A 17,965-nucleotide genomic window follows, 5' to 3' on the forward strand; every position below is an offset into this window, starting at 1 on the left:
GGTGCGCTCCCGGGTGGGCAACGCGCGCCGGCAGGAGCCAGGAGTCGATAGACCAGCCAGGAGGGCGCGGATGATAGTGATGCTGATGCTGACGACGGTGCCCGATGCCGCGACCGCCGAGGCGCTTTCCGGCGGTGCGCTCGATGCGCGGCTTGCCGCGTGTGTGTCGGAGCTCGGTGCGATCAGGTCGCGCTATCACTGGCAGGGCAAGGTCGAAACGGCCGACGAGATCCAGTTGCTGTTCAAGACGAGCCCCGTGCGGGCGCTCGAACTGGAGCGATTTATTCTCGCGCATCATCCATACGAGACACCTGAAATCGTCTCGTGGCAGGCGACGGCCTCGGCCGCTTACGGCCAGTGGGTGACCAGCGAAACTCAACGTCTATTTCATGTTTAACGGTATGGCGCTTTCCGTGCGCGTGCGCGCGCTGCGGTTCCTCGCAGTCCTGTTGTCGTTCATGCTCGTGCTCGGCGGCGGCCTGTCGGTCGCGCGTGCGGCCGACGATTTCCTCGATCCGTCGGTGGCGTTCAAGTTCAGCGCGAGCGAATCGCCGGGGCAGGTGGACGTCCGCTTCAAGGTCGCCAACGGCTATTACCTGTACCGCGAGCGGTTCGCGTTTGCGGTGAAGAGCGGGCAGGCGACGCTCGGCGAGCCGCAGTTCCCCGCCGGCCATGTGAAGTTCGATCAGACGTTCCAGAAGAACGTCGAGACCTACCGTGACGAAGTCGTCGTTCACGTGCCCGTCAAGCAGGCGTCGGGGCCGTTCGAGCTCGCGGTGACGTCGCAGGGCTGCGCCGATGAAGGGATCTGCTATCCGCCCGCCGAGCACGTCGTGAAGGTCGACGGCGCCGCACTGGGTGCGGCCTCGTCTTCCGGCGATGCGGCAGCCGAGGGCAGTTGGTTCGACAAGGTCACGAGCGCCGATTTCGCGCAGTCGCTGCTCGAGGGGCATGGCTTCTTCACGATCGTCGCGCTGTATTTCGTCGCGGGCGTCGTGCTGAGCCTCCTGCCGTGTTCGTACCCGATGATCCCGATCGTGTCGGCGATCATCATCGGTCAGGGCACGCGCGCGACGCATGCGCGCGGCTTCGCGCTGTCGCTGACGTACGTGGTCGGCATGGCGCTCGTCTATACGGTGCTGGGCATCGCCGCGGCGCTGGTCGGCCAGAGCCTCGGCGCGTGGCTGCAGAACCCGTGGGTGCTCGGTGCGTTCGGCGTGCTGCTCACCGCGTTCGCGGTTTCGCTGATTTCGGGCAAGGACATCGCGCTGCCCGCGCGCTGGCAGAACGGTGCAGCCGAAGTGTCGAGCGCGCGACAGGGCGGTCACTTCGTTGCGGTTGCCGCGATGGGCGCGTTGTCGGCGCTGGTGGTCGGCGCATGCATGACGGCGCCGCTGTTCGCGGTGCTCGCTTTCATCGCACACACGGGCAATGCGCTGCTCGGCGGTGCCGCGCTGTTCGCGATGGGGCTGGGGCTCGGCGTGCCGTTGCTCGTGGTCGGCATCGGTGCCGGTACGGTGCTGCCCCGCGCAGGTGCATGGATGGACGGCGTGAAGGTGTTCTTCGGCATCGTGCTGCTCGCGGCCGCGCTGTGGATCGTGTGGCCGGTGCTTGCCGGCGGCCTGAAGATGGTGCTCGCTGCGTTGTGGCTGCTCATCGCGGCCGCGGCGCTCGGCCTGTTCACGCCGCATGCCGGCGCCGCGTCGATCTGGCGCCGCCTCGGCCGTGGCCTCGGCGCCGCGCTCGCGATCTGGGCGGCGACGCTGCTCGTCGGTCTTGCAGCGGGCTCCAACGACCCCGTGAAACCGCTGGCTGTCCTTGCTGCGCGCACGGTCGCGTCGGGTGATGTGTCGGCAGCCGGTGCGGCTGCCGGGCAGCAGGGGCCGGCGTTCGCTTCGGTGCGCTCCAGCGGCGAACTCGACGCGCTGCTGAAGACGTCGGGCCAGCCCGTGATGCTCGACTTCTACGCCGACTGGTGCGTGAGCTGCAAGGAGATGGAGCACCTGACGTTCACGGATGCACGCGTGCAGGCGCGGCTCGCGCAGCTTCACCTGGTACGTGCGGACGTCACCGCGAACAATCCGGACGACCAGGCGCTGCTCAAGCGCTTCAACCTGTTCGGGCCGCCCGGCATCATCTTCTTCGATCGCAACGGCAACGAAATCGGCCGTGTGGTCGGCTATCAGGCTGCCGAGACGTTTCTGCGCAGTCTCGATCGCGCGGCGGTACCAACGGTGTAGCGCACGCTTGTCGGTGGCTTGTACACCGATTGCAAATGAAAACGGCGGGACACCGAAGTGTCCCGCCGTTTTTCGTGGCGCTGCCGGCGCGTGGCTCAGCGCTGCGCTTTCAGGAGGCGTGCGGCGTCGAGTGCGAAGTACGTGAGCACGCCGTCGGCGCCCGCACGCTTGAACGCGAGCAGCGATTCGAGCACGACCTTGTCGTGGTCGAGCCAGCCGTTCATCGCGGCGGCCTTCAGCATCGCGTATTCGCCGCTCACCTGGTACACGTAGGTCGGGAAGCGGAACTCGTCCTTCACCCGGCGCACGATGTCGAGGTACGGCATGCCGGGCTTGACCATCACCATGTCGGCGCCTTCGTCGATGTCGAGGCGCACTTCGCGCAACGCTTCGTCGCTGTTCGCCGGGTCCATCTGGTAGGTCATCTTGTTGCCCTTGCCCAGGTTGGACGCCGAGCCGACCGCGTCGCGGAACGGGCCATAGAACGCCGATGCGAACTTGGCCGAATAGGCCATGATGCGCGTATGGATATGGCCGTCGCTTTCCAGCATCTCGCGGATTGCGCCGATGCGGCCGTCCATCATGTCCGACGGCGCGACGATGTCGACACCGGCTTCCGCCTGTGCGCGCGCCTGATCGATCAGGATCTCGATCGTGTCGTCGTTGATCACGTAGCCGTTCTCGTCGAGCACGCCGTCCTGGCCGTGGCTCGTGTACGGATCGAGTGCGACGTCGGTCAGCACGCCGAGTTCGGGAAAGCGCTTCTTCAGCTCGCGCACCGCGCGCGGGATCAGGCCTTCCGGGTTGGCTGCCTCGCGGCCGTCAGGCGTTTTCACCGACGGCTCGATGGCCGGGAACAGCGACAGCACAGGCACGCCGAGTTCGACACATTGTTCGGCGACATGCATCAGCAGATCGACGGACACGCGTTCGACGCCGGGCATCGACGGCACCGGCTGCCGTTCGTTGGTGCCTTCGACGACGAATACCGGATAGATCAGGTCGTCGGTGGTCAGGCGGTTTTCGCGCATCAGGCGCCGGGAGAAGTCGTCGCGGCGCATCCGGCGCGGACGATGAAGCGGATGAAAGCTCATGGCGATTGGGTAGAAATCAGGGCAAGAAGGACCTTGCGGAACCCTTCGGTCATTTTCGGGAGCGTTGGTATATGATAGCGATCGAGCGGCACGCGTCGCGTGCAGCTCCCCGCTTCTCCTCCCTGAGCGGGTGCCTGTCGTTTTTCGATTAGGCTGTTTGACCCGCCGTTCAACGGCGGGTTTTTTTATGAGCCGGCCGAATCCGCAGGCGCCGTCAGGTGCGCGCCGCCGATCCCGGCCGCGCGTTGCCCGATCATTGTGCTACAGGCTCGCTTTTTTCGTCGGCGGCGGACGGCCGCACCCAGCTCTCGATCAGTTCGTGCGCCTCGTCGAGGCCCGTGCGCTTCATCGCGGAAAACAGCTGGACCGTCAGCTTGCCCTGGACGCCCTGGTCACGATACGCATCGAGCCCCTTTTGCGTGGTCCGCAGCGCATTGATGCTTTCTTGCCGCGTCAATTTGTCGCACTTCGTCAGCAGCGTGTGGATCGGCTTGCCGGTCGGTACGAACCACTCGATCATGCGGCGATCGAGGTCGGTCAGCGGGCGGCGCGAATCCATCATCAGAATCAGGCCGCAAAGCTGCGAGCGGGTTGCCAGGTAGGACGACAGCAGCATTTCCCAGTGGGCCTTGGCGGCGCCGGGCACTTCCGCGTAGCCGTAGCCGGGCAGGTCGACGAGATTCGCGACGGGCTCGGCGGCCGGGCCGACGGAGAAGTAGTTGATATGCTGCGTGCGGCCAGGGGTCTTCGACGCGAAGGCCAGCCGCTTCTGGTTGCACAGCACGTTGATCGCCGTCGACTTGCCGGCATTCGAGCGACCCGCGAACGCGATTTCCGGCTGGACCGTCGGCGGCAGGTCGCGCAGATGGTTGACGGTCGTGTAGAAGCGGGCTTGATGGAGCAGAAAGGCCATGGGAACCGGAAGGACGGGCGGCGCGAGCCGCTTGGTGGAGGCGGGGTAGCCCCGATAGGCGCGGGAGCTTTCAACGCGATATTGTACAATACGGCGGTTTTACCGAAGGCCACCGGGCGCCTGCCTCGCGCTTTTATGTGGCTTCTGCGGTAGACTGAACGCCGTCGTTTTTTGCAGAACCTCAAATTCCCACAAGACGAAACAGGGTGTGCGAATGAATCGACTGTGCAAGTCTCTGATGGTGCTTCAGGTTGCAGCAGGGTTCGTAGGTTTCGTAGCGGAGGCAAACGCGGCGGAGGCGGCAAAGCCGGATCTCGACCGCGGCAAGGCGATTGCCGGGCAGGTGTGCGCATCGTGTCACGGTGCCGATGGCAATAGCGCGTCGGGCAGTTTCCCGAAGCTTGCCGGCCAGCATCCCGAATATCTGGTCAAGCAGTTGAACGACTTCAAGACGCAGCCGGGCGCGAAGGGGCCGGTGCGGACCAACGCAGTGATGGTCGGATTCGCGAGCGCGCTGAGCGCGGACGACATGCGCAACGTCGCCGCGTACTACGGGTCGCAGACGACGAAGCTCGGCACCGCACGCGATGCGGCGACCGTGCCGATCGGCCAGAAGATCTATCGCGGCGGCATCGCGGAGAAGGGCGTACCCGCCTGCGCGAGCTGCCACGGGCCGACAGGGCAGGGTCTCCCGGTTCAGTACCCGCGTCTGTCTGGACAGTGGGCCGATTACACGGTCGCGCAGTTGACCGCGTTCCAGCAGGGTGCCGGCGCGCGCAACAACAACGAGGCGATGCATCAGATCGCGACGCGGCTGTCGGACAACGAGATCAAGGCCGTCGCGGATTACATCGCGGGCCTGCGTTGAGCGGTCAGCCGCGAATGAAATGACCGGACGCCCGAAGGGCGGCCGGAGTCAGAACAAGAAAAGGGTGGGGCGCCGCGCAGTCGCGGCCGCCTTGCCCTTTTTTGTTGTCAGTCGGAGTTTGAATGAGCGTTACCACGTCGGGGTTGCAGTCGAAGTCGAGTCAGGGTGCGTCGAAGCGCGCGGTCGAGCTGCTGAGCTCGATGCGCTTCGCGATTGCGTTGCTGGTGGTGCTGTCGATCGCGAGCATCATCGGCACGGTCCTGACCCAGGACGATCCGTATCCGAATTACGTGAACCAGTTCGGGCCGTTCTGGGCGGACATCTTCCGCTCGCTCGGCCTGTACAACGTGTACAGCGCGTGGTGGTTCATGCTGATCCTGATCTTCCTCGTCGTGTCGATCTCGCTGTGCGTGATCCGCAACGCGCCGAAGATGCTCGCCGATGCAAAGAGCTGGAAGGACAAGGTTCGCGAAGGCAGCCTGCGGGCTTTCCATCACAAGGCCGAGTACACGGCTTCCGGCACGCGCGCGACCGTCACGGCAACGCTCGCCACCTTCGTCACCAAGGCCGGCTACAAGCACGTCGTGCGTGAAAACGACGGCGCGACGCTGATCTCCGCGAAGCGCGGCGCGATGACCAAGTGGGGCTATATCTCCGCGCACCTCGCGATCGTCGTGATCTGTATCGGCGGCCTGCTCGACAGCAACCTGCCGATCAAATTCCAGATGTGGATGTTCGGCAAGAGCCCGGTCAACACGAGCGCGACGATCAGCGAGATCTCGCCCGACCATCGCCTGTCCGCGTCGAACCCGACGTTCCGCGGCTACGCATGGGTGCCCGAGGGCCAGTTCGTGTCGACCGCGATCCTGAACCAGCCGAGCGGCTCGCTGATCCAGGACCTGCCGTTCTCGATCCAGCTCAACAAGTTCATCGTCGACTACTACACGACGGGCATGCCGAAACTGTTCGCGAGCGACATCGTCGTGATCGATCGCGAGACCGGCCGGAAAATTCCGGCGCGCGTCGAGGTCAACAAGCCGTTCACGTACAAGGGCGTGTCGATCTACCAGTCGAGCTTCCAGGACGGCGGCTCGCAGATGCAGATGACGGCCTATCCGATGACGGGCGGCAACGCGAAGACCTTCCCCGTGCAGGGCACGATCGGCAGTTCGGCGCCGCTGCAGATGCCGGGCGCCGACGGCGACACGATCGAGTTCGCCGATTTCCGCGCGATCAACGTCGAGAACATGGCCGACGCGAACGGCAAGCCGGACGTGCGTGGTGTGGCGACGACGAGCTCGCTGAAGGAAGTATTCGACGAACGGCTCGGCTCCGGCGCGAAGACGTCGAAGCCGACGCAGCTCCACAACATCGGCCCGTCCGTGCAGTACAAGATCCGCGGCAAGGACGGCCAGGCGCGCGAATTCAACAACTACATGCTGCCCGTCGACATGAACGGCGAGCGCGTGTTCCTCGCCGGCGTGCGCACGAGCCCGAACGACCCGTTCCGCTACATGCGGATTCCGGCCGACAGCCAGGATTCGATCGGAGAATGGATGCACCTGCGCGCCGCGCTCGAGGATCCTTCCGTGCGCGCCGAAGCCGCCGCGCGCTTCGCGCAGCGTTCGCTGCCGGGCACCGACGCATCGCTGCGCGGCCGCCTGCAGGACAGCGCGTTGAAGGTGCTGACCCTGTTTGCGGCGAGCGACGACAGCGTCGGCCGCGGCGCCGACGGCCAGCCGATCGGCGGCTTCCAGGCCGTGGCGACGTTCATCGACCGCTCGGTGCCCAAGGCCGAGCAGGAGAAGGCCGCGAGCCTGCTGCTGCGGATGCTCGAAGGCTCGATGTGGGAGGTCTGGCAGATCGCGCGCGAGCGTGCGGGGGAGCCGGCGGCGCAGCAGGGCACCGATACGATCCGTTTCGTACAGAACGCGATCAACGCGCTATCCGACAGCTTTTTGTATGGATCGCCGGTCTATTTGCAGCTTGACTCATTCAAGCAGGTGCAAGCTTCGGTATTTCAGTTGACGCGCGCACCCGGCAAGAATCTGGTGTATCTTGGCAGCCTGCTGCTGGTCGCCGGCATCTTTTCGATGTTCTACGTGCGCGAGCGGCGCCTCTGGTTCTGGCTGAAGGACGCCGGTTCGGGCGTCGATGTGGTGATGGCAATGTCCACGGCCCGCAAGACCTTCGATTTCGAGAAAGAATACGTGCAGACGCGCGACGCGGCCGGTGCCGCCTTGCACGCCGCACCTCGCGACGCCGCACCGGCCGGTGCGGCATCGACGGCCCGTTCGCCTGCCGGCGGCGGTTCCGATTCCGAGAATTCCACCCGGTAACATCATGGATCTCACGCAAGTTTCCTCTTCCCATCGGGCGTCGGCCCAGGCGCCGGTCACGGCACCGCTGTTCGACGATCGTCCGTTCCTCGCGCGCCTGTCGTTGCTCGACTGGCTGTTCGCACTGGCGCTCGTGGTGGGCGCGGGCTATGCGCTCGTGCACTACAACGCGCACATGGATTACTACGACAAGGCGGTGATGATCGGCACCGTGCCGGCGCTCGTCGCACTCGGCTGGCGCTGGAAGCCCGCGCGGCTGATGATGGCGTCGATCGCCGTGCTGGCGCTGCTGTCGATCCAGATCTACCAGGGCGATCTCGCACGCGCCGATTCGGCGTTCTTCCTCAAGTACTTCCTGTCGAGCCAGTCGGCAATCCTGTGGATGAGCGCGCTGTTCGTGCTCGCGACGATCTTCTACTGGATCGGCCTGCTCGCGCGCTCGGAATCGGGCTCCGCGATCGGCCAGAAGCTCACGTGGGTCGCCGTGCTGATGGGCTTCACCGGCCTGATGGTGCGCTGGTACGAGTCCTACCTGATCGGTGCGGATGTCGGGCACATTCCGGTGTCGAACCTCTATGAAGTGTTCGTGCTGTTCAGCCTGATCACCGCGCTGCTCTATCTGTATTACGAAGGCCACTACGGGACACGTTCGCTCGGCGCGTTCGTGCTGCTGGTGATCAGCGCGGCGGTCGGCTTCCTGATGTGGTACTCGGTCGCGCGCGATGCGCAGCAGATCCAGCCGCTCGTGCCGGCGCTGCAGAGCTGGTGGATGAAGATCCACGTGCCGGCGAACTTCATCGGCTACGGCAGCTTCGCGCTGTCGGCGATGGTGTCGGTCGCGTACCTGATGAAGGAGCGCGGCGTGCTCGCGGATCGCCTGCCGACGCTCGACGTGCTCGACGACGTGATGTACAAGTCGATCGCGGTCGGTTTCGCGTTCTTCACGATCGCGACGATCCTCGGCGCGCTGTGGGCGGCCGAGGCATGGGGCGGCTACTGGAGCTGGGACCCGAAGGAAACCTGGGCGCTGATCGTGTGGCTCAACTATGCGGCGTGGCTGCACATGCGCCTGATGAAGGGCCTGCGCGGTACGGTGGCCGCGTGGTGGGCGCTGACGGGCCTGCTCGTGACGACCTTCGCGTTCCTCGGCGTCAACATGTTCCTGTCCGGGCTGCACAGCTACGGCAAGCTGTAAGATTCCCGCTGCTCGTCCGACTATGAGACCGCCGGTGCACTGCGTGCCCGGCGGTTTTCTTTTGTAACGGACGGGCGGTCCGGCCGGCGAACGGCGCAAGATGAGGCCGGTCGAACGCCCATGAAGCTGCGCGCGGCGCAGGCAGGAGGAGCAGCACGATGTGGATCAAACGCCCTTTGCTGAACGTACTCACCGGTGGCGATATCGCGCCCGGCGAAATCACGCCGCGCGCGGTCTTCGAGAACCGGCGGCGCGTATTGCAGGCGGCCGGCCTCGCGGCGGCGGGCGGGCTGCTCGGCGGCAGCGGCGCGGCATTTGCCGCCTATGCGTCGCCCGACGCGCGGGCAGCGAAGCTCGCGGCGAAAACGAACCCGAAGTTCGTCGCGGCCGACAAGGTGACGCCGTTCAAGGACATCACGTCCTACAACAACTTCTACGAATTCGGCACCGACAAGAGCGACCCCGCGCAGAATGCGGGCACGCTGCGGCCGCGCCCGTGGCGCGTGAGCGTCGAGGGCGAGGTGCTGCATCCGAAGGTGTTCGATCTCGACGAGCTGCTGAAGCTCGCGCCGCTCGAAGAGCGCGTGTACCGGTTGCGCTGCGTCGAGGGATGGTCGATGGTGATCCCGTGGATCGGCGTGCCGCTGTCCGAGCTGATCAAGCGGGTGCAGCCGACCGGCAATGCGAAATACGTACAGTTCATCACGCTGGCCGACCCGTCGCAGATGCCCGGCCTGTCGACACCCGTGCTCGACTGGCCGTACTCGGAAGGGCTGCGGATGGACGAGGCGATGAATCCGCTGACGCTGCTGACGATGGGCGTCTACGGGCAGGTGCTGCCGAACCAGAACGGCGCGCCGGTGCGTATCGTCGTGCCGTGGAAGTACGGCTTCAAGAGCGCGAAGTCGCTCGTGAAGATTCGCTTCGTCGACAAGCAGCCGAAGACGAGCTGGAACACGTATGCGTCGAACGAGTACGGCTTTTATTCGAACGTGAACCCGAACGTCGATCATCCGCGCTGGAGCCAGGCGACCGAGCGGCGCATCGGCGAAGACGGCTTTTTCACGCCGAAGCGCAAGACGCTGATGTTCAACGGCTACGGCGACCTGGTCGCGTCGATGTATCAGGGCATGGACCTGAAGAAGAATTTCTGAGGGCGAAGGTGAGAAACGACATGCCTCCTTCGACGCTGACGCCTGCGCGTGCAGCGGGCGCCGGCCCGGCTGCACGTGCCGTGCGGGCCGGCGCGACCCGCCCCGCCGCGCCGCGCTGGCTCGCGCCGGCCAAGGTGCTGGTATTCGCGGCGGGCCTTTATCCGCTCACGCGTCTCGTGCTGTTCGGGCTGACCGACCGGCTCGGCGCGAATCCGATCGAGTTCATCACGCGCTCGACGGGCCTCTGGACGCTCGTGATGCTGTGCGTCACGCTCGCCGTCACGCCGCTTCGGCGCATGACGGGGTTCGCCGCGCTGCTGCGCTTTCGCCGCATGATCGGGCTGTTCGCGTTCTTCTACGCGACGCTGCACTTCACGACTTACCTGTGGTTCGACAAGTGGTTCGATGTCGTCTCGATCCTGAAGGACGTCGGCAAGCGCCCGTTCATCACGGTCGGTTTCGCCGCGTTCGTGCTGCTGATTCCGCTCGCGGCAACGTCGCCGCGCGCGATGGTGCGCCGGCTCGGCCGCCACTGGGCGACGCTGCACAGCGCGATCTACGCGATTGCGCTGTTCGGTGTGCTGCACTTCTGGTGGATGAGGGCCGGCAAGCACAATCTCGCGCAGCCGAAGCTGTATGCGGCGATCGTCGTCGCGCTGCTCGGCTGGCGGCTGGCTGCATGGGGATGGCGGCGCGTGCGCGCGTGACGGCGCAGCCAAAAACAAAAGGCGATGACCGGGAAGTCATCGCCTCGTTTCGCGAGCCTGCGCGGGCGGCGCGTCGTTACTTCGCGACGGCCGGGCTCGATGCCGGTGCAGCCGTGGCGGATGCCCCGCTCGACAATTCGGGCGACAGCATGAGCGGCGTGCCGGACGAATCGGGCACACTGTCGGACGACGCGTTTTCATCGGTCGGCTTCACGTCCGACGGCGGTGTGTCCTGCTGCTGGAGTGGCTTGGGCAGCGGAGGCACGGTGGGCAGATAGAGCGCGCCGCTTTGACCGCAGCCGGCAAGAATCGCCAAAGCCGCTACAATCGCGCTCATCCGGAAAACGACTCGCATGATCGTCCCTGAACAATTGAACCGATAGAGTTTAGCATGTCCGATACCGAATACCTGACCCGTGCCGAGGCCGTGCTGGCGGCCGTCGAGCGTACCGTCGACGACGCCAACGACGGCGATCACGACATCGATCTGGAGCGCAACGGCAGCGTCCTGACGCTGACGTTCGAGAACGGCTCGAAGATCATCGTCAACCTGCAGCCGCCGATGAAGGAAGTGTGGATCGCCGCGAAGGCCGGCGGTTTCCATTACCGGTTCATCGACGGCGCATGGCGCGATACGCGCACGGGCACCGAGTTCTTCTCGGCGCTCACCGAATACGCGACTCAGCAGGCCGGCCTGCCGATCACGTTCAGCGCATGACGATCGGGGCCCCGCCCCGACGCGTGACCCAACGAAAAAAGCGCCCCGCGGGGCGCTTTTTTCATGTCCGGGCCGAGAGTCAATGCGCCTGGAACAGGTTCATGATGTCCTGCTTTTCCTGCTCGTCGACGTGCGGCACGGTCGCATCGACGTTCTGCGCGGCTGGCGCTTGCGGCACGCCGACCGTCGACACGAAACCGTGACCCGGCGCGAACTCGGTGAAGTACAGCTCGCCACCGAGCGATTCGACGCCGTCCGGCATCGTCGGCTTGAACTCGGGCACGCCCTTCAGCGCGGCACCCATGTAGTCGATCCAGACGGGCAGCGACAGGCCGCCGCCCGTTTCGCGATCGCCGAGGCTGCGCGGATTGTCGTAGCCGATCCACGCGATCGCGGCGAGCGTGTGCTGGTAGCCGGCGAACCACGCGTCGTGCGAGTCGTTCGTCGTGCCGGTCTTGCCCGCGAGGTCGGTGCGCTTCAGCACGTTGGTCCGTGCGCCCGTGCCGCGTTGCGCGACGCTCTGCAGCAGGCTGTTCATCACGTACGCGTTACGCGCGTCGATGGCGCGCGGCGCATTCTGTTCGGCGACGAGCGGCTGCGCGCGCACGACGATCGCGCCGTTCGGATCGGTGACTTCGGCGATCAGGTACGGATTGACGCGGTAGCCGCCGTTCGCGAATACCGAATACGCACCCGCCATCTGCAGCGGCGTGACCTGGCCCGCGCCGAGTGCCATCGGCAGGTACGCCGGATGGCGTTCCGCGTCGAAGCCGAAGCGCGTGATGTACTGCTGCGCGTACTTCGTGCCGATGTGGTTCAGGATCCGGATCGACACGAGGTTGCGCGAACGCTGCAGCGCGGTGCGCATCGACATCGGGCCTTCGAAGCCGCCGCCGTAGTTCTTCGGCTCCCACGGCTGGCCGCCCGTTTCGGCCGCACTGAAATACAGCGGACCGTCGTTGATCACCGTTGCCGGCCCGAGGCCCTTGTCGAGCGACGCCGAATAGATGAACGGCTTGAACGACGAACCCGGCTGCCGCCACGCCTGCGTGACGTGGTTGAACTTGTTCTTGTTGTAGTCGAAGCCGCCGACGAGCGAGCGGATCGCGCCGTCCTGCGGGACGATCGACAGGAACGCCCCCTCGACCTGCGGCAACTGCGTGATCGACCATTTGCCGGCGTCGTTCTTCACGACGCGGACGATCGCACCCGGACGGATGCGGCGATTCGGCTGCGCATTGGCCGACAGCGCGCCCGACGCGAAGCGCAGGTTGTCGCCTTCGATCGTCGCATTGCTGCCGTCGATGAACGCGACCGTGATCTGGCGCGGGTTTGCGGCCGTGACGACCGCTGCAATCAGTTCGCCGTTGTCGGGGTGTTCGAGCAGCGCATCGTCGATCACCTGTTCGCGGTCGTCGGCGCCGGCCGGCAGCTCGATGAAGCCTTCCGGCCCCCGATAGCCGTGCCTGCGTTCGTAATCCATGATGCCCTTGCGCAGCGCGGTATAGGCGACCTGCTGATCCGCGGAGTCGATCGTCGTGACGACGTTGAAGCCGCGCGTGTAGGTTTCCTCGTGGTATTGCGCGTACATCATTTGTCGGACCATTTCCGCGACGTACTCGGCGTGCACGCTGAAATCGCGGCCCGGACCCTTGACGACGAGCGGCTGTGCGACGGCCTCGTCGTACTGCTCGCGCGAGATGAAGTTCAGCTCGAGCATCCGTTGCAGGATGTATTCCTGGCGCACCTTCGCGCGCTTCGGGTTCACGACCGGGTTGTACGCGGACGGCGCCTTCGGCAGCCCTGCGAGCATCGCCGCTTCGGCGAGCGTGATGTCCTTCAGGTCCTTGCCGAAGTAGACCCGCGCGGCGCTCGCGAAGCCGTATGCGCGCTGGCCGAGATAGATCTGATTCATGTAGACCTCGAGAATCTGATCCTTCGTCAGCGCACGCTCGATCCGGTACGCGAGCAGCATCTCGTAGATCTTGCGCGTGTAGGTCTTCTCGCTCGACAGGAAGAAGTTGCGCGCGACCTGCATCGTGATCGTGCTCGCCCCCTGCGACGCATGGCCGTTCGTCAGCGCGACGAAGCCGGCGCGCACGATGCCGGTGAGGTCGACGCCGCCGTGATCGTAGAACCGCGCGTCCTCGATCGCGAGGATCGCCTTCTTCAGCGAGTCGGGCACGTCCTTGAAATGGACGACGTCGCGGCGCTCTTCGCCGAATTCGCCGATCAGCACGTGATCGGACGTATAGATGCGCAGCGGCACCTTCGGGCGATAGTCGGTCAGCGCGTCGAGCGACGGCATGTTCGGCCACGCGACGACGAGCGCGTAGCCGAGCACGAGGCCGCCGGCCACGACGAGCGCCACGCACATCGTGGCGAATCCGAGCAGGACTTTTTGCCACCAGGGCCGCTTCTTCGGCTCCGGGGCGGGAGGCGGGGACGTAGGAGTCGTGGATTGCATAGGCATACCGGAAAACAGTCCCGCGATTATAGCTGCCCGGTAAGACCGGTCCTGACGCGGGGGCCGCCCGCCCCGAAGCCGCGGGCCGGCGTGCTTCCAGCATAGCCCGCGCGCGGCCGTCGCGAGCGGATGCTGGCCGTTAGGCCGACTGTCGGCCCGACGCGCCGTTTTGCAGAATCAGTCCCGGAAGCGCGGCGTGGGCCGCGACGATCTCGGGAGGCTGGGATGGCGGGAAGATGGCGAGCGCGGTTTGCGCAGGGCGGGCACCGGTCGACGGGAATCGACGTCGGTGCGGACGAGGTGAGGGTGGTCGTGCTGAGCCGGCGCGGCCGGGGCGCCGAGGTGTGCGTCGAGGGGCTGGAGCGGGAGCCGGTCGGGTTGGCGGGCGGCCCGGAGGATGCGCGTTGGGCGGCGGTCGCGCGGGCGCTGGCCGCGGCCGTGTCGAGACTGTCGGCGGCCGACGTGCGGTGCGGCGCGCGCGGCGTGATGGCGTTGCCCGATGACGAGATGCGCACCGCGATGCTGGACCTGGCCGGGCGGGACGACATCGAGGACGCCGCGCGGCAGGCGGCCGAACGCATTTCGGGGCTCGCGCCGGACAGTCTCGCGTTCGACTGGCGGCAGGAGGGCGGTGCGGGGGAGATCGAGGTTGCCGTGGCCTCGCTCGCGCTGATCGAACGGCGGGTCGATGTGGCCGCGCAAGCCGGTGTCGATCTGACGGTGGTCGACGGCGAATCGGCCGCCGCGCTACGTGCGTTGCGCTATGCGGCGCAATGCGAACTCGACGCGCAGGCGGGTCCCTGTGCGGCGCTCTGGTTCCATGACTCGGGCGTGCAGGGCTGGCGAATCGACGGTCCGTCGGCCGTACCGGTGCTGACGCTGTCCGGCGCGGTGCCGGGGGCGTTTTCCGATGCATTGCGCCGGCGCGCGCTCGGGGCCGTGCGCTGTGTCCTCGTGGCCGGGGACGAGCGGCGTATCGCCCGCTTCGATACGTCCGTCGCCGAGATCGGCGACGTGGTCGGCGCGGTTGCGGTGCCGTTCGACTGCGCGGGTTGGGGCGCGCAATCGTGCCTGTCCACCGGCATGCCGGGCGGCCCGGCATTGGCTGTTGCATTCGGGCTGGCATTGCGCGGGGTGTGGGAATGACGGCCCTCCATGCGGAGCCGGGCGGCTTCAACCTGTTGCCGTACCGGGAGCGGCTGGCGCGGGCGTTGCGACGTCGTCGGGCCGCGCAGTGCGGTACGGCGGTTCTGCTCGGCGTACTCGGCGCCGGCCTGTGGACGGGTGCCGCCAGCGGGGCGCGGTGGCGTGTGGATGCGGAGCGCGCAATCGTGGAGGCGCGGCTGCGGCAATTGCAGCCGCAGATGGGCGCCGCGACACGCGCCGCCAATGCGGCGGCCGTCGTCGCGCAGCGTGACGCGCAGGCGGCCGCGCGCGCCGCACCTTACCGGCACGTCGCGGGGCTGCTGGCGACGCTGGCGCAGGTGCACGACGGCACGGTTCGGCTCGATGCGCTGCGCACGACGTCGGCCGGTGCCGTGCTCGATGTCCGCGCCGTGAGCTACCGGGCGGCTGCGCGATGGCTTGCGGGGATGGCGCGCGAGCAGCGTGGCTGGCGGATCGATATCGATGCGTTGAAGCCAGCCCCGGATGCACCGGTCGCTGCCGGCGGGATGCCGTTCCGGTTCTCGGCCCAGTTGCGCTGGCACGACGCGATGCCGTCCCGGAAAGCATCGGGAGGTGGCGCATGACGGCGCTCGCGCATCGGCCCGCACCGTATCGCGGAGGATGGCGGAACGGCGTGCGGCGCGTGTCGCCGGCGACCGCGCATATCGCAGGCTGCGTGCTCGCGTTCGCGGCCGTGCTGACGGGCGGCATTCATCTGGCGAATGCCGCGGACTGGAGCGGGCTCGCGCGCAGCCGCGCGTTGCTGGCGGCGGCGCAGAAGCAAGAGGCCGACGCGCGGCGTGTTCTCGCAGCCGCTTCACGGCAACACGACGCGCATCCGGCGGCGGCCGACGGCGATCGCTCGTCGCGTGCGCCGGAATGGGCCGCGTTGATGCTGGAGCTGGCCGATCACGCCGCGTCGAGCGGGCTGCGCGGCGTATCGATCGAACCGCTGCGCGCCGAGGGGGCAGTGCCGGAAGGGCAGCGCTCGGTGCGCATCGTCGCGGATGGCGGGTTTCGCGCGTTGCTGCAGATGGTCGGATGGCTGGCGCGTTTTCCGGTGCTGGCGGTGCCGACCACGCTGCGTGTCGAACGAGGAAAGGAGGCCGCGCGTGTGGAAATGGCGGTCGACGTGTTTCCAGGGTTGCCGGCGATGACGTCCAAGGGCGGGGAGACGCCGGTTCTGGCCGACGCGCCCGGCGCCGATCCGTTCGGCGGGGCCGGCTCGTCGGAAGCGGAGGGGGCGGCTGCCCGCCTGGCCGGCACGATTCGCGACAGGCGTGCCGGTCTCGCGTTGTTCGACGACGGTGGCGGCGCATTCGCTGCCCTGGTGCCCGGCGAAGCCCTCGGGGCCGCGCGGGTGGTGCGAGTCGATCCCGTCGCCGTGACGCTCGCGACGGCGGATGGCGCGTACCGAGTCGCTCTGGACGACGGGAGGCACCCATGATGAAGCACGGATGTCGGGCGCTCGCCGTCTGGGCCGGATTGACGGCGGCCGGAGCAAGCGCCTCGTTGCCGCCGCTGCCGGCCGTCTGGCCAGCAGCATCGATGGAGATGCCGGTGCCGGGCCTGCCGTTGCCCCAAGGCGCGGTGGACGGGGCGGACGGCCCCGCATCTGCGGAGGCCGGCCCGCCGCCGTTCGACCAGGCGGCTCGCACGGCGCTTCAGGCGGAGGCCGCCGCCCCGGCCCCCGGGCTGGAGGGGCCGCCGATCCCGTTGGCGCCGCCGGCCCGGATGGGCGATGCCGCCGCGCGGCACCCGGGCGATGCGGACGACGCACGGCGGATTTCGCTGAATCTGCAGGGAGCGGGGCTTGCGGCCGCGTTCGACGCATTCGCGCGGTTCACCGGGCTCAATATCGTCGTCGGCGAGCAGGTGCGCGGCACCGTCACGTTACGTCTGAACAATGTCCGCTGGCGCGATGCCTTCGACACGCTGCTCGACACGCACGGGCTTGCGATGTCGCGGCGGGGTAACGTGATATGGGTCACGCCGGCGGCCGAGCTGGCGGCGCGCGAACGCGAGCGCTTCGAAATGCACGCGCGGGCCGCGGATCTGGAGCCGCTTGCGAGCCGGACGTTCGCGCTGCGCTACCCGCGCGCGCAGGACGTGCAACGGCTGCTGGCCGGCGCAACCGGCCAGCGCCTGCTGTCGAAGCGCGGCGCCGCGGCGGCGGATCCGCGGACGAACCTGCTGTTCGTCACCGATCTCGCGCCGCGCCTCGACCAGATCGCGAGCCTGATCGATGCGATCGACCGGCCGTCGCGGCAGGTCCGGATCGAGGCCCGCATCGTCGAGGGCGAGCAAGGCTTTTCGCGCAATCTCGGCGCACGTGTCGCGCTGAGGGCGCAGGCGCGGCCGCCGTCGGGCGAGAGCGCCAGCGAAAGCGCCTCGTTCACGAGCGGCGCGCGCAACGCGCTCGACCTTGCCGGGCGGCCGCTCGGCGGCTTCGAAGCGGCGACCGCCGGCTTCACGCTGTTTGCCGCGCCGCTCAGCCGTGTGCTCGACGTCGAACTGAGCGCGCTCGAGGCGCAGGGGCGGGGCCAGATCGTTTCGAGCCCGCGCGTGGTGACCGCCGATCGCGTCAAGGCGATCGTCGAACAGGGTTCGGAGCTGCCGTACCAGGCGAAGGTGGGCAATGGCGTGAGCGGCGTGCAGTTCCGCCGGGCGACGCTCAAGCTCGAGGTCGAGCCGCAGATCACGCCGGACGGGCGCGTCGTGCTCGACCTGGACGTGACGAAGGACAGCGTCGGCGAGCCGACGGCGGCCGGCCCGGCGATTCATACGAAGCACGTACAGACGCGCGTCGAGGTCGAGAACGGCGGGACGGTCGCGATCGGCGGGATCTATGAGCAACTGAACCGGAACGATGTGACGCGCGTGCCGCTCTTGGGCAAAATACCGTTTCTGGGCGCGCTTTTCCGGCACCGCGCGCAACGCGACCAGCGCAGCGAACTGGTCGTCTTCATCACGCCGACGGTCGTCGATGCGCGCTGCGATGCACGCGGCATGGGCAGCGCGGATGCCGATAAAACGGGGCCGGAAGCCGCCGGCGCAGGCTCGACAAGGCAGCCGCTTTGCCAGTAAGCTGCGCCACACACCA

16 protein-coding genes are annotated in these 17,965 nt (G+C 67.2%); 12 read left to right on the plus strand and 4 right to left on the minus strand.

Annotated elements, in window-relative coordinates; genetic code table 11:
* Positions 1–70: 70 nt before the first annotated feature.
* Complete coding sequence (cutA, locus tag ACTJLD_RS33075; RefSeq protein ID WP_440660880.1) at positions 71–397, plus strand: divalent-cation tolerance protein CutA; 327 nt, start codon at positions 71–73, stop codon at positions 395–397.
* Entirely contained in the window at positions 390–2,240 is a 1,851-nt protein-coding gene (gene dsbD, locus ACTJLD_RS33080) for a protein-disulfide reductase DsbD (protein WP_175865100.1), read from the plus strand. The genes cutA and dsbD overlap by 8 nt, the downstream gene beginning before the upstream one ends.
* A 95-nt stretch (positions 2,241–2,335) precedes the next feature.
* Here the strand turns inward: dsbD and hemB are convergent, their stop codons facing one another.
* Both hemB and yihA read right to left on the minus strand, forming a co-directional pair.
* Positions 2,336–3,334 (minus strand): porphobilinogen synthase, encoded by a 999-nt coding sequence (gene hemB / locus ACTJLD_RS33085; RefSeq protein WP_021161736.1) that lies wholly within the window; start codon positions 3,332–3,334, stop codon positions 2,336–2,338.
* A gap of 253 nt (positions 3,335–3,587) precedes the next feature.
* Complete coding sequence (gene yihA / locus ACTJLD_RS33090; RefSeq protein ID WP_021161737.1) at positions 3,588–4,247, minus strand: ribosome biogenesis GTP-binding protein YihA/YsxC; 660 nt, start codon at positions 4,245–4,247, stop codon at positions 3,588–3,590.
* 214 nt (positions 4,248–4,461) lie between these two features.
* On the opposite strand from yihA, the gene ACTJLD_RS33095 reads away from it, so the two are divergent.
* From ACTJLD_RS33095 to msrQ, 5 genes are all read left to right on the plus strand, one after another.
* The gene (locus ACTJLD_RS33095; protein ID WP_027788576.1) at positions 4,462–5,115 is read left to right on the plus strand and encodes a c-type cytochrome; all 654 of its coding nucleotides are present in this window, start codon (positions 4,462–4,464) and stop codon (positions 5,113–5,115) included.
* Positions 5,116–5,237: 122 nt separating this feature from the next.
* A complete protein-coding gene (locus ACTJLD_RS33100) occupies positions 5,238–7,454 on the plus strand; it encodes a cytochrome c biogenesis protein ResB (protein WP_060060524.1) in 2,217 nt (738 codons plus the stop codon).
* Positions 7,455–7,458: 4 nt separating this feature from the next.
* Complete coding sequence (ccsB, locus tag ACTJLD_RS33105) at positions 7,459–8,649, plus strand: c-type cytochrome biogenesis protein CcsB (RefSeq protein WP_060082823.1); 1,191 nt, start codon at positions 7,459–7,461, stop codon at positions 8,647–8,649.
* A 158-nt stretch (positions 8,650–8,807) separates the two neighbouring features.
* Positions 8,808–9,803: a protein-methionine-sulfoxide reductase catalytic subunit MsrP gene (msrP, locus tag ACTJLD_RS33110; RefSeq protein WP_027788573.1), complete on the plus strand. Its 996-nt coding sequence runs from the start codon at positions 8,808–8,810 to the stop codon at positions 9,801–9,803.
* 20 nt (positions 9,804–9,823) lie between these two features.
* Positions 9,824–10,510, plus strand: a complete 687-nt coding sequence (gene msrQ / locus ACTJLD_RS33115) for a protein-methionine-sulfoxide reductase heme-binding subunit MsrQ (RefSeq protein WP_176100919.1) — start codon at positions 9,824–9,826, stop codon at positions 10,508–10,510.
* Between the two features lie 76 nt (positions 10,511–10,586).
* On the opposite strand, the gene lptM is transcribed toward msrQ, so the two are convergent.
* A complete protein-coding gene (gene lptM / locus ACTJLD_RS33120) occupies positions 10,587–10,865 on the minus strand; it encodes an LPS translocon maturation chaperone LptM (protein WP_021161743.1) in 279 nt (92 codons plus the stop codon).
* A 36-nt stretch (positions 10,866–10,901) separates the two neighbouring features.
* On the opposite strand from lptM, the gene cyaY reads away from it, so the two are divergent.
* Positions 10,902–11,228: an iron donor protein CyaY gene (gene cyaY, locus ACTJLD_RS33125; protein ID WP_021161744.1), complete on the plus strand. Its 327-nt coding sequence runs from the start codon at positions 10,902–10,904 to the stop codon at positions 11,226–11,228.
* Between the two features lie 79 nt (positions 11,229–11,307).
* Here cyaY and ACTJLD_RS33130 read toward each other — a convergent pair whose 3' ends face one another.
* Positions 11,308–13,695, minus strand: a complete 2,388-nt coding sequence (locus tag ACTJLD_RS33130) for a penicillin-binding protein 1A (protein ID WP_440660787.1) — start codon at positions 13,693–13,695, stop codon at positions 11,308–11,310.
* A 225-nt stretch (positions 13,696–13,920) separates the two neighbouring features.
* Here ACTJLD_RS33130 and ACTJLD_RS33135 point away from each other — a divergent pair, with 225 nt between their 5' ends.
* The 4 genes from ACTJLD_RS33135 to pilQ are packed head-to-tail and all read left to right on the plus strand — an operon-like array spanning position 13,921 to position 17,949.
* On the plus strand, positions 13,921–14,841 hold the full coding sequence (locus ACTJLD_RS33135) for a competence protein ComA (protein WP_124535689.1): 921 nt from the start codon (positions 13,921–13,923) through the stop codon (positions 14,839–14,841).
* Positions 14,838–15,446, plus strand: coding sequence for a fimbrial protein (locus ACTJLD_RS33140; RefSeq protein ID WP_226182741.1), 609 nt, complete (start codon positions 14,838–14,840; stop codon positions 15,444–15,446). The genes ACTJLD_RS33135 and ACTJLD_RS33140 overlap by 4 nt, the downstream gene beginning before the upstream one ends.
* Positions 15,443–16,309, plus strand: coding sequence for a pilus assembly protein (locus tag ACTJLD_RS33145; RefSeq protein WP_440660789.1), 867 nt, complete (start codon positions 15,443–15,445; stop codon positions 16,307–16,309). The genes ACTJLD_RS33140 and ACTJLD_RS33145 overlap by 4 nt, the downstream gene beginning before the upstream one ends.
* The gene (gene pilQ, locus ACTJLD_RS33150; RefSeq protein WP_124919746.1) at positions 16,306–17,949 is read left to right on the plus strand and encodes a type IV pilus secretin PilQ; all 1,644 of its coding nucleotides are present in this window, start codon (positions 16,306–16,308) and stop codon (positions 17,947–17,949) included. Before ACTJLD_RS33145 ends, pilQ begins: the two co-directional genes overlap by 4 nt.
* Positions 17,950–17,965: the final 16 nt, after the last annotated feature.

The organism is Burkholderia sp. 22088 (assembly GCF_052045915.1).
Classification (GTDB): Bacteria; Pseudomonadota; Gammaproteobacteria; order Burkholderiales; family Burkholderiaceae; genus Burkholderia; species Burkholderia cepacia.